Origin of the sequence: Streptosporangium nondiastaticum (assembly GCF_003011965.1) — a bacterium.
GTDB classification, from domain to species: domain Bacteria; phylum Actinomycetota; class Actinomycetes; order Streptomycetales; family Streptomycetaceae; genus Streptomyces; species Streptomyces nondiastaticus.
Genome location: NZ_PXWG01000185.1, coordinates 1 through 11,236, shown reverse-complemented (window position 1 = coordinate 11,236; position 11,236 = coordinate 1). Strand labels below are relative to the sequence as shown.

Below are 11,236 nucleotides of genomic sequence, written 5' to 3'. Positions count from 1 at the left end.
GGGGCGGCCGGGCCGCAGGCCGGGCGGCCGAGCGCGCGGGCGGCGGGCCCTGCCGGGTCAGCGAGCGGTGGCGGGTCAGCGGGCGGTGGCGGCCGCCGTGACGTCGGCGACCAGCTCGACCATGTCCGGGCCGTACGCGTCCGAGTTCACGACCTTCAGCAGCAGGCAGAAGGTGCCGTCGAGCCCGTGGTGGCGGGCGAGCCGCGTGTGGTGCTGGGCCAGGTATCTTATGGCCGCCTGGTTGGTGACGCTGCGCTGGCCGGAGACGAGGAAGACCGGCCTGCTCCCGCCGGGCCCGGCCAGCCGGGCGAGCAGGGCGTACTCGGCCGTCCCCCTGTCCATCCGGTACGTTTCGCCGCCGACGGTGAACGCGCCCTCGTCGGGGCCCTCGTGCGCGGTGTTCACACCGACCCCGGGCAGCAGCGAGCGCAGGTGGGCCTCGGTACGCCGGTTCGACACGGGCCCGCCGACGCAGAACTCGGTGCGGACGCCGATCCCCTGGCGGGCGGCGTCGTGCACCACGATGTCCGCGTGCGCCCCGCACTCCTTGATCAGAGCGGAGATCTCCAGCAGCGCGAAGGCGTCGTGACGTGCGACGCCCCAGCCGGTCGCGGTGGGGTCCTGGTTGACGACGAGCAGGCACTCCGAGCCTGCCGAGAGGCCGAAAAAGGCTCGTTTGCGGCGGAGTTGGCGCCGCCACAGCTGTGTCCTCACGAACCAGCCCGCGGCAGCACTGATCCCGCTGGCGACCAGGCCCAGCACGATGTTGCGCACGTCGTCATTCATGAGCGGGGAGCCTACGGGAACGCCCGCGGCGTAGGGTCGGCCCATGCTCCTGTGGATCAACGGCCCCTTCGGCGGCGGCAAGACGCAGACCGCGCACGAGCTGCGGCGGCGGCTGCCCGGCAGCGTCATCTGCGACCCCGAGCACGTCGGGTTCGGCCTGCACCGGATGGCCCCGCCGGCCCTGCGCGGCGACTTCCAGGACTTCCCGGCCTGGCGGCAGGGCGTGTACGAGGTGCTGGACCTGGCCCTCCGCGAGCACGGCGGGCCGGTCATCGTGCCCATGACGGTCGTGGAGCCGGAGGTCTTCCGGGAGACCGTGGGGCGGCTGCGCGAACGCGGCCACGACGTACGGCACTTCACCCTCATGGCCACGCGCGCCACGGTGCTGCGGCGCCTGCGCGAACGTTCCGTGGTGCACGCCCTGCAGGCGGTCGCGGGCCGCGCCGCGCCCGGGCGGGGCGAGAGCTTCGCGGAGTCGATGCTCGACCGGTGCCTGGAGCGGCTGCGCGAGCCGGAGTTCGCCGCGCACGTGCGGACCGACCGGCTCACAGTCCCGGCCGTCGCCGACGCCGTCGCCGGTGCGGCCGGCCTGACCCTCGCCCCGAACACCGACGGCGCGCTGCGGGGAGGACTGCGCCGGGCGTGGACGGGGATCAGGCACATCCGCTTCGACTGAGGGCGTGGTCCGGCCGGGGCCTTGATGGCGGCCCGGCGCCGGTCTCCGCGGCGGCCGGGCCCCCTGCGTCTCCTACGCCGCGTGGCGTCCTTCTCCGGGCGCCGCGTGCCGGGCGGCGGCCGGGCGGTCGCCGGGCGTGCGGTCCGGGACCGGCGCGAGCTGCGCGGCACCGGCGGCGTCCGCGAGGGCCGGGCCGGAGCCGTGGGCGGCGAGCTGCGCCCGGGCGTCGACGGCGTACATGTCGACGTACTCCTGCCCGGAGAGCTTGAGGATCGCGTACATGATCTCGTCCGTGACGGCCCGCAGGACGTGCCGGTTGTCGGCCATGCCCGCGTAGCGCGAGAAGTCCAGGGGCTCGCCGAAGCGCACCGTGACGGGGACCAGGCGGGGCAGCCGCCGCCCGGCGGGCTGCGCCTCGAACGTGCCGATCATCGCGCAGGGCACCACGGGCGCGCCGGAGCGGATCGCCATCTCCGCGACGCCGACCTTGCCCTTGTACATCCGCCCGTCGTGGGAGCGCGTGCCCTCCGGGAAGATGCCGAGGAGCTCGCCGCGGCCGAGCACGCGCACGCCCTCGTCGACGGCCGCCTGGCCGGCGGCCCGGCCGGAGCGGTCGACGGGTATCGCCCCGAGGCCGCGGAAGAAGGCCGCGGCCAGCCGGCCCTTCAGGCCCCGGCCGGTGAAGTACTCCTGCTTGGCGAGGAAGGAGATCCGGCGCCGGAGGACCACTCCCATCAGGAACTGGTCGGTGAACGACTGGTGGTTGCCCGCCACGATCGCCGCGCCGTGCTGCGGCACCCGGCCCAGGCCCTCGACCCGCGGCCGGAAGAGCCACCGCAGCAGCGGCACGAGCACCACAGCCCTGAACGCGCTATAGAACATGCCAACGCCCTTCTCCCAGAGAGGCCCCCGCGCCGGGGCACGCTACTCGCGGGTATCGATCAGGGGGAGAAGGCAAATCAAGCCAGAGCGTGGCCGGTTGGTCACGGACGATTACGGGCGGCCGCCGTGCAGGACGCCCCAGCGCAGCAGGCCGCGGCGCGCGGCGTCGGCCCACACGGGCAGGTTCTCGTTGAGGTGGGCGAGGTAGGCGGCGCCGATACGGTCTCCGAGCTCAGCCGTGCGCGCCGCCGTCTCGGCCGTCAGCCGGTCGTAGTGGGTGACCAGCTGGCCGCTGTGGTCGTCGAAGCCGGTGCCGGTGAGGCCGAGTTCCGCGAGCCGGTCGCGGTAGAAGGGCACGGTCGCGAGGGCGTCCACGCCGAGCCGGGAGACCGCCGGGCGCAGCGCCTCCGCCGCCACGTCCTCGGCGGCCATGATGTCGGTGAAGGCCAGGGCCCCTCCGGGCTTGAGGACGCGGACGGCCTCGCTCAGCACCCGGGGCCGGTCGCCACTGTGACAGAACGCCTCCAGGGAGCACACGGCGTCGAAGCTGCCGTCGGGGCACGGTATGTCGTGGAAGGAGCCGGTGACGACGTCGATGAGGCCGTCCAGCCCGCGTGCGGCGTTGACGGCGCGGTGCCGCTCGTTCTGGGCGGCGCTGAGGTTGAGGGCGACGACGCGGCAGCCGAAGCGCCCGGCCAGGCGGCGGGCGGTGCCGCCGTATCCGGATCCGAGGTCGAGGACGGTGCGGTCCGGGCCGAGCCGGTGCGCGAGGCGGTCCGCGACCCGGTCGACGGTGCGGCGGGAGGCGTCGGCCACGGCCTCGCCGGGGTGGGCGTAGATGCCGGTGTGGATGTCCTCGCCGCCCCAGACCGCGTCGTAGAAGGCGTCGACGTCACGGGAGTCGTAGTAGTCGCGGGTGGCTTCCTCGTACGCGCGGCTCGTTCCCTCGTGCTTGCGGGTCGCTTCCTCGCCGCTGCGCGGCGTGCTGTGGCCGGTCACAAGTGCTCCCCTCGCTGACGGGTTCGGTCGTGATCAGCCTCACCCGCCGCGCGGCGGGGGTCACAGGGCCGAACCGGCCATGATCGGGCCGCGTTCGCGCCCGCGCCGCAGTCCCCTGTGCTGCGGCGTGGACGCGAACGGGGCCCTGTCGGTGGGGCCGGCGGGGCGGAGGGCGCCCGGCGCCGGCGGTCAGCGGGTCAGCCGTCAGCCGTCAGCCGTCAGCCGTCAGCCGTCAGCCGTCAGCCGTCAGCCGTCAACGATCAGCGGGCGAAGGTGCGGAGCGCTCTCACGTACGGGCTCCAGCGGGCGGGCCGTGCCACCGTGCCCGTACAGGCGAGTTCGGCGCGGTCCAGGCCGTCCTCCAGGCAGGCGTTGTGGAGCGGCCGCCAGAACAGTGGCCAGGTGAGGCGGGCGGGGCCGCGGGCGGCCATCGCGAGGGTGTGCCGCAGGACCGAGCGGTCCCCGCCGGCGGGTGCACCGGAGGCGGGCAGGGCCGCGAACTCGTGGAAGCCGTGGAAGCCGCGCGGCCCGCTGAAGGTGAAGCGCACCCACGTGGCGGGGACGTAGGCGGCGACGCGGTAGCGGACGGGCCCGTGGCCTCCGACCGCCCCCACGCTCAGAGGGCGGTCGAAGGTCATCGGATGCCAGGACCCGCGCGGCCACAGCAGGTCCCCGTCGCTCGCAAGACTGTCGATCAGCGCGCCCGCCTCGCTCGCCTTCACCGGCAGCAGGCGCTCGTGCACGTTGTACACATCCATGGGCATGGCCCTCCGTTCTCCTGCGACCGATTATAGAGACACCTCTCTAATATTGTGGAGAGTAGTCTCCATCACATGGCACGGCCTTCCCTCTTCGACACGGACCAGTTCCTCGACGCCGCCGTGCGGCTCGCCGCCGCATCGGGACCGGCGGGAGTGACGATGTCCGCGGTCGCCAAGGAGGTGGGGGCGCCGAGCGGTTCGGTCTACCACCGCTTCGCGGGGCGGACCGCACTGCTCGCCGAGGTGTGGCTGCGGACCGTCGAGCGCTTCCAGGAGGGCTGGTTCGCCGCCCTGGAAGGGGATCCCGACCCCCGGCGGGCCGGGGCCGCGGCGGCGCGCCACAGCGTCGCCTGGAGCCGCGCCCACCCGGAGGAAGCCGCGCTCCTGCTCTACGGGGCCGGCGACTTCGCCCGCGCCGAGTGGTCCGAGGAGCACGCCCGCCGCGCGGACGAGGGTCACCAGCGGGTCCGGGCCGCTCTCGCGGACCTGGCCGCGGCCCTGGGGGCCGAGGGGCCCGCGGCGGCCGAACGCGTCAGCGTGGCCATGATCGACCTGCCGCTCTCGCTGGTCCGCCGCCGCCTGCGGGCCGGTGAGCCCTTGCCCGCCCACGCGGAGGACCTCGCCGAGGAGTGCACGGCGGCACTGCTCGGCTGAGGACGCGCGGACGGGGCGCCGCGGCCGGCTACGCCGCGGCGGAGCCCACCAGCTTCTCCAGCACGCGGGCGCGCAGCAGTTCGTACTCCTCGCGCAGGCGCTTGATCTCCGGCGGGCGCGGTATGACCGTGCCTCCGGTGACGATCTCCTCGGGGCCGAACTGCTCGCGCGTGAGGTCGATCTCCACCCCCTCCCCCAGACGGTTCCACCAGTGGAAGTCGGTCCGCACGCCGTCGACGCGGACCTCGCCCCGGACCAATTCGCCACCCAGCAGGTCATTGAGGACAAGCGCGGTGACACCGCACTGGTCGCGGGCGGGATTGGCCGGGGTCCACTGCGACCGGCACTCCGGTGTGCACGTGTCGGCGCCCCAACTGCTGCGCAGGGCCTTTTCGATGTCGGCGAGAAGCAAAGGAGTCATGCCGGGCATCCTGGCACCGGGCACTGACAATGACCGGAGCCAGCCGCCCGAAGCGGCCCCGCTCCGGTCGCTTTGCTAGCGCGTTCTGCCACATCCGAAGGCGAGTTGGGAGCTTCTTGACCACGGTTCACCCACAACGGGGATGACCCACCGGCGCGAGGGCGCGTACCCGGCGCGCGGACGCCTAGGGTGCTTCCACGTGACCCGCTGACGGAACCCGCTGACGGACAGAATCACGGACAGAATCGAGGACACGTGGACGAGGAAGAGGACCGGAGGCTGCGGGCGATCGCCCCGGAGATCTCGCACACCACCATCGGGCTGATGCGCACCATCGTCGGCCTCGAACCGGCGGAGCGGGTACCGGAGGAGGCCCTCAAGGTCGCGGACAGGGTGCTCGCCGAGCACGGCACGGACGGGCTGCGGGTGCTGGTCATGAGCGTGTCGGGCTGGATGGCGGTCGGCATCGAGAACGTCGCGCACCTGAAGGGCCAGACGAACGAGGCCATCATCGACGACATCGAGCTGACCTGCCTGGAGGCCAACCCCGAGGGGTGAGCCGCTCTGAGAGCCGGCCTCCGAGGAGGCCGGCCACGCATAGGCCGGCCGCGCACAGATCGGCCCGGAGGGGCGGTCCGACACGGAGCGGGCGATACGACCCGCGGCGTGCGATCGCCCCTATCCGGCGTCGCCCCTATCCGGCGTCCTCGACCCGGAGCCGCACCTGCTCCTCCAGCCGCGCGAGGCTCCGGTCGAGAGCGCCGAGCGCGGCCTCCTCCCCCGGGTCGTGCCGCCCGTCGGAGAACGAGAGGTGAACGGTGACCTCGCTCGCCCCGGTGTCGTAGCCGGCCACCTGGAGCCATCCCGTGTATCCGCTGCCGCCCTCCAGCGCTCCCCACTCCAGCCGCATCCGCTCCCGGTCCGCGTGGAGCAGCGCGGGCGCGTCCAGACCCGTGCGGTCCTCGTGGACGGCCACGGCCGGCGGTTCCCCGGGCCGGACGTGCACCTCGTCCGGGAGCCAGCTGCTGAACCAGGTGATGACGCTCGCCTGGTCGAAGACGTGCTCGGGGAGATCGGGCATCGTCCGGGAACGCTCGTATTCGCTCATGTCCTACCCATGACCCACCCCGGAGGTTCGCGCAACAGCAGCGCGGCACCCAGCCGAATGCTCCGCCACGCCCCGCCGCCGGAGGGCACCGCGGAAGCGGGAATCCCGGGTCCCCCCGCCGAAGTTGCCGATTACTGTGGAGTACGCCACGGAGTACGCCGGTGACCGCGCCGGCAGGACGCCCCAGGAGGACGCCATGGACATGGACAGCTCGGTCGGGCACAGCTTCGTCGAGGTCAACGGGGTGCGACTGCACGTCGCCGAGCAGGGGCGGGGCCCGCTGGTCGTGCTCCTGCACGGCTTTCCCGAGTGCTGGTACTCCTGGCGTCACCAGTTCGGGCCGCTGGCCGCCGCCGGCTACCGGGTGGTGGCCGTGGACCAGCGCGGCTACGCGCGCAGCGACCAGCCCGGCGACGTCGGCGTCTACAGCCTGCTCCACCTCGCCGGTGACGTGATCGGCCTGATCCACGCCCTCGGCGAGGAGAGCGCGGTGGTCGTCGGGCACGACTGGGGCGCCCCGGTCGCCTGGACGACGGCGCTGCTGCGGCCCGACGTCGTGCGCGGCGTGGCCGGTCTGAGCGTGCCGCCGGTGCCGCGCGGCCCGGAGGCCCCGCTGCCGGCCCTGCGCTCCCTGCTCGGCGACGGGTTCTACCAGCTGTACTTCCAGGAACCGGGCGTCGCCGACGCGGAGTTGGTACGGGATCCGGCGTCGACGTTCCGGCGGTTCCTGGTGGGCGCCTCGGGCGACAACCCGCAGAACGAGGAGCCGCGCCCGTGGGTGGTCCCGGCCGGCAGCACGGCCGTGGACACGATGCCGGAGCCGAAGGAGCTGCCGGGCTGGCTCACCGAGGAGGACGTCGCCACGTTCGTCCGCGAGTACTCCGCGCACGGCGACCGCGCCTTCACCGGCGGCCTCAACTGGTACCGCAACATCGACCGGAATTGGGAGCTCCTCGCGCCCTTCGACGGCCGCCGCATCGAGGTGCCCGCGCTGTACGTGGCGGGCGACCGCGACCTCGTGAGGTCCTTCCCCCAGATGGCGCAGCTGGTGGCGTCGCTGGACACGGTGCTGCCGCGGCTGCACCGCAGCGTGACCCTGCCCGGCTGCGGCCACTGGACGCAGCAGGAGCGCCCTGACGAGGTCAACGCCGAACTGCTGGACTTCCTCGCCACTCTGCAGGCGTGACGGCGGGGGCCGCACCGGTGGCCGTCCGGGGCCGCACGGTGACCGCCGGCCCCGCCCACCCACGGGCTTCACTCCATCGGGTTATCTCCCCCGCCTGCCGCCGGAGTCCGCGCGCGGACGCGCCTCAGGCGTTCGCCGCGCGGCCGTTCCTCGACCGCCAGGCGCGGAACAGGAGCACGCCTCCCACGGCCGCGATCACGGCGGCCGCCGCGCCGGCGCCGGCGGCGATTCCCGTACGGGACGAGGACGATGAGGACGCCGCTTCCCGCGGGGCGGCGCTGGGGCCGGACGGAGCTGATTTCGCCGCCGGAGGCTCTGTAGCGGCCGGAGCGGGGCCGCTCTTGGCTTCGCCTCGGGCCCCTTCACCCTTGGCCCCTTCACCCTTGGCCGCTTCGCCCTGTGCCGCCACGTCGACCGTGCCCTCGCCGTGGCCGAGGTCCGGGAAGCCGCTGTGCACGACGACCTTCCAGTTGCCCGGCGGCAGCGCTTCGCGGGTGGTGTAGGCCGCCTTCTCGCCCGCGACGGCCACGAGCTGCCACGGTCCGAGGGTGCGCCCGTCCCGGCCGGTGGCCGTCAGGGTGCCGGCCACCGGCTCGTCCACGGGGTCGTCGTCGTTGTCCCAGGACGCTACGGCCCGTACGTGACCGTCCGACTGCGCGCCGCCGACGGTGAAGTGGATGGTGTCGCCGTGCGCGGCGGCCGGCCCGGGCGTGCCCAGGACCAGCAGGGCGGCGGCACAGCCGAGCGCGGGGACCAGGGTGACGGGGCGTGGCTTCATCGCGGCGTTCCTCCGGGGAAGGGTGGGCTTCGGTGAGTGAGCGTGAGCGGGGCAGGGAGGGCCGGCGACCGCCGGTGGGGGGTGGTGAACAGGGGTGGTGAACAGCGGTCGCCGGCCCGGATCAGGGGACGGCCGCCGGGGGGCGGCCGTCAGGGGGCAGCCGTCAGGAGGCGGCCTTCGCCAGGGTCCAGTTCTGGTAGCCCTGGCCATTCTTCTGCTGGAGTTCGAGCAGCCATCCGCCGTAGTACCAGCGCTTGCTGATGCCCAGCACCAGGGAGGAGCCCTCGGGCTGCAGGACGTACGCCCCGCCGCCGGCGCCGTTCAGCCGCCACTTCTGCGCGGCCGTGTCGCGGCACGGCCGCTGGGCGACGTACTGGCCGGCGACGGCCTGGCCGCCGCTGCCCAGTTCGAGGCACTTGCCGCTCTGGGCCGACTTCACGCGCAGCGCGCCGCCGCCGGCGTTCTCGAAGAGCCACTGCTGGTTGGCGTAGCCGTGGCGCTGGTAGGCGATGGCGACGGTGCCGTCCGCGGCGGAGCCGCCCCACAGGTCGACGGCCTGGCCGGTGAGGCCGTTGACCATCAGGTACGGGGTGCCCGGGCGGGTCGGGGAGGTGCCGCCGTCCGTGGAGAGGGTGCGGAAGGACGCGGCGCGGCCGGGCGCGGACGTCTTGCCGTCGGTGCCGCGCGCGGCGACGGCGACCTTGTAGGCGGTGTCGGGGCTGAGGTTGGTGAGGCGGACGACGGTGTCCTTGACGTCGGCCGTCTTCTTCCCGTCGACCAGCAGGTCGTAGCCGGCGGCCGAGGGGACCTTCGCCCAGCTGACGACGGCGGAGTTCGGGGTGATCTGGCTGACCTGGGCGTCGGGGCCGGCGGACGGCTGACGCGTCGGGCCGGGGCCGGGCGTGCGGGTCGGCGTGGGGCCGGGGTCGGGGTTCGTGGTGCCGCCGCCGGCCATCAGGAAGCGGTTGTTCGCGATGTTCCAGTGGGTGTCGAGGTAGCTGCCCGGCTTGGGGTTGGTGTGGAAGTAGTCGTCGTGGCCGCAGTCCAGGCGGTTGTCGTTGGCCCGGTCGGGGCAGATCGTCTGCATCTTGGGGTAGTACGGGGCGTCCGAGTAGCACATGATGTCCCACTCGTCGACGCAGTGCGCGGCCTTGCTGGTGTGCGGGGCGCTGTTGTTGACCGCACCGAGGTTGTGGCCGAGCTCGTGGGCGGGGGTGCTGCCGCCCCAGCAGCCGGAGTCCGTGCGCCCGTAGGACGGGCCGAAGTTGCTGAGGTTGTCCTGGCCGGGGCGCTCGTCGCCATTGAAGGTGCCGATGCCGCAGTAGACCTGGGCGTCCGCGAAGACCATGTACTTGCGGTCGCGGCGGTTGAAGCCCTTGGCGGCCAGGGCGTTGTTCATCGCCCCGAACTCCTGCAGGTCGCCCGCGGAGACCTCGACGTCCAGGACGGAGACGGTGCAGTCGCCCTCGGTCACGTAGCGGACGTGGCGCTCGCCGCCCGTCTCCTGGGCGCTGGCGTTGTAGATGACGTCGGTCTCGGCCGCCCACTGCTTGAAGGAGGCCGCGTACTGGCCGAACCGGTCGCGGCCGGGGGCGTGCACGTACAGCACCTGGACGCGGTTGCCGGTGGAGCCGTCGCCCTCGCAGACGACCTTGGAGCCGGAGCCGTCCTGCGGGCCGGCGGGCGAGCCGGGGGCGGCGGGCGAGGCCGCCACGCCGCCCTTGCGGGCGTCGATCACGGCCGGGGCGCCGCGCAGGGCCTCGCCGGCCGAGGGGGCCTGCTCGCCGTCTCCGGTCAGGGAGGAGGGCCCGGTGGTGGCCTTGGCCGCGGGCGGGGTGTCCTTGGTGATGTCGACGCCCTTGGGCGGGGCGTCCGGGCCGTGGGTGCACAGGCCGGCCCGGGAGACGCTGTAGACGCCGACGCAGCGGTCGCCCTTGGGGGCGGGCTTGAGGCCCTCGTAGACGAGGCCGCGGCGCTTGTCGGCCTTGGGGGCCGAGGTGAGCGGGGCGGGCGGCTTCTTGTGGACGGGCTCGGAGGCGGGGGCGCTCACCGCCCCGGGCTGCGGGCTGCCGCCGCCCGTGGTCGCGGACCCGACGGTGATGACGCCGATGGTGATGCCGGCGGCCGCGGCGGCAGCGGCCGCCGTGAGTATGACGCGGCGACCGGTTCTGCTGCGGCGGTGGCTGTGTTCGCGTGGCAACGGAGTTCCCTTCGGTGGGGGGTTGCGGACGGCCGGGCGCGGCGCGGGGCCCGCCCGGCAGGGTGGTGGCTCTGGGGACGAGGGCTCAGCGCGCGGCGAAGACCTGCAGCCAGCGCGGGCCGTCGTAGGTGAAGGTGACGCCGACGCCGATCTCGGTGTAGGCGCAGTTGAGGACGGTCCTGCGCTGCCCGGGGTCGTTCATCCACGCGGTCACGACGGCGGAGGCGCTGCCGTGGCCGGTGGCGGCGTTCACCCCGTACGTGCTCCAGTGGTGGCCGGGCGCGGACATGCCGCGGGCGAACGCGGACCACTGGTTCAGCGGGGTGTGCCGCGCCGTGTCGTCGGTGCGGCCCTGGGCGAAGGCGACCAGTTCGGCGCTGTGGCGGACGGGGCCGCAGCCGGCCTTGGCGCGCTCTTTGTTGACGATGCGGACGACCTCTTGCGCGAGGTCCGTTCCCGGAGCGGGCGGCGGCGGGGTGCGCCGGGGCGATGCCTCCGCGGCGGGCCCGCCGCTCCGTTCGGCCGGCGCGCCGGTCCGGGCGGGTGCCTTGTCCGTGACCGGAGCGGCGGACGGGGTGGCTGCCGGAGCCGGCTGCGCGGGCACGGCGGATTCGCGTACGGGAGTGCGCCCATCGTTCTCGGAGCGGGCGACGGGCGTGGCGGCGGTGGCACTCACCGAGCTCCAGGGCACGGCCGAGCACGCTGCGCGTCGCCGCCCGGACGTAGCCCTCCAGGCCGCGCACGGCGCGCGTGTGGAACCAGTCCGCCATCAGGCCGCGCAGCTG

The 11,236-nt window shown here is 74.1% G+C and carries 13 protein-coding genes; 4 read left to right on the top strand and 9 right to left on the bottom strand.

Going from position 1 to position 11,236, the window contains the following annotated elements; all coding sequences use genetic code 11:
- Positions 1-75: 75 nt before the first annotated feature.
- On the bottom strand, positions 76-786 hold the full coding sequence (locus B7P34_RS33080; RefSeq protein WP_106681865.1) for a hypothetical protein: 711 nt from the start codon (positions 784-786) through the stop codon (positions 76-78).
- Positions 787-829: 43 nt separating this feature from the next.
- Here B7P34_RS33080 and B7P34_RS33075 point away from each other — a divergent pair, with 43 nt between their 5' ends.
- Positions 830-1,462: an AAA family ATPase gene (locus B7P34_RS33075; RefSeq protein ID WP_106681861.1), complete on the top strand. Its 633-nt coding sequence runs from the start codon at positions 830-832 to the stop codon at positions 1,460-1,462.
- 72 nt (positions 1,463-1,534) lie between these two features.
- On the opposite strand, the gene B7P34_RS33070 is transcribed toward B7P34_RS33075, so the two are convergent.
- The 3 genes from B7P34_RS33070 to B7P34_RS33060 all read right to left on the bottom strand — a co-directional run bounded on the left by B7P34_RS33070 (position 1,535) and on the right by B7P34_RS33060 (position 4,107).
- Positions 1,535-2,344: a lysophospholipid acyltransferase family protein gene (locus B7P34_RS33070; protein ID WP_106681860.1), complete on the bottom strand. Its 810-nt coding sequence runs from the start codon at positions 2,342-2,344 to the stop codon at positions 1,535-1,537.
- A 111-nt stretch (positions 2,345-2,455) separates the two neighbouring features.
- Entirely contained in the window at positions 2,456-3,343 is an 888-nt protein-coding gene (locus tag B7P34_RS33065) for an SAM-dependent methyltransferase (protein ID WP_106681859.1), read from the bottom strand.
- 260 nt (positions 3,344-3,603) lie between these two features.
- Positions 3,604-4,107, bottom strand: a complete 504-nt coding sequence (locus B7P34_RS33060; protein ID WP_223268480.1) for an SRPBCC family protein — start codon at positions 4,105-4,107, stop codon at positions 3,604-3,606.
- A gap of 69 nt (positions 4,108-4,176) precedes the next feature.
- On the opposite strand from B7P34_RS33060, the gene B7P34_RS33055 reads away from it, so the two are divergent.
- Positions 4,177-4,758, top strand: a complete 582-nt coding sequence (locus B7P34_RS33055; protein WP_106681858.1) for a TetR/AcrR family transcriptional regulator — start codon at positions 4,177-4,179, stop codon at positions 4,756-4,758.
- Between the two features lie 28 nt (positions 4,759-4,786).
- Here B7P34_RS33055 and B7P34_RS33050 read toward each other — a convergent pair whose 3' ends face one another.
- Entirely contained in the window at positions 4,787-5,179 is a 393-nt protein-coding gene (locus tag B7P34_RS33050; RefSeq protein ID WP_106681857.1) for a YunG family protein, read from the bottom strand.
- A gap of 255 nt (positions 5,180-5,434) precedes the next feature.
- On the opposite strand from B7P34_RS33050, the gene B7P34_RS33045 reads away from it, so the two are divergent.
- Positions 5,435-5,737 carry a hypothetical protein gene (locus B7P34_RS33045; RefSeq protein ID WP_030364320.1) on the top strand — a complete coding sequence of 101 codons (303 nt, stop codon included), beginning with the start codon at positions 5,435-5,437 and terminating at the stop codon, positions 5,735-5,737.
- 136 nt (positions 5,738-5,873) lie between these two features.
- Here B7P34_RS33045 and B7P34_RS33040 read toward each other — a convergent pair whose 3' ends face one another.
- A complete protein-coding gene (locus B7P34_RS33040; RefSeq protein ID WP_106681856.1) occupies positions 5,874-6,287 on the bottom strand; it encodes a hypothetical protein in 414 nt (137 codons plus the stop codon).
- A gap of 202 nt (positions 6,288-6,489) precedes the next feature.
- Here B7P34_RS33040 and B7P34_RS33035 point away from each other — a divergent pair, with 202 nt between their 5' ends.
- Positions 6,490-7,473, top strand: coding sequence for an alpha/beta fold hydrolase (locus B7P34_RS33035; protein ID WP_106681863.1), 984 nt, complete (start codon positions 6,490-6,492; stop codon positions 7,471-7,473).
- Positions 7,474-7,597: 124 nt separating this feature from the next.
- Here B7P34_RS33035 and B7P34_RS33030 read toward each other — a convergent pair whose 3' ends face one another.
- From B7P34_RS33030 to B7P34_RS33020, 3 genes are all read right to left on the bottom strand, one after another.
- Positions 7,598-8,251 (bottom strand): hypothetical protein, encoded by a 654-nt coding sequence (locus B7P34_RS33030; protein ID WP_106681855.1) that lies wholly within the window; start codon positions 8,249-8,251, stop codon positions 7,598-7,600.
- Positions 8,252-8,414: 163 nt separating this feature from the next.
- Positions 8,415-10,451: an RICIN domain-containing protein gene (locus B7P34_RS33025; RefSeq protein ID WP_223268479.1), complete on the bottom strand. Its 2,037-nt coding sequence runs from the start codon at positions 10,449-10,451 to the stop codon at positions 8,415-8,417.
- An 85-nt stretch (positions 10,452-10,536) separates the two neighbouring features.
- Positions 10,537-11,127, bottom strand: a complete 591-nt coding sequence (locus tag B7P34_RS33020) for a CAP domain-containing protein (RefSeq protein ID WP_189383248.1) — start codon at positions 11,125-11,127, stop codon at positions 10,537-10,539.
- Between the last annotated feature and the right edge of the window lie 109 nt (positions 11,128-11,236).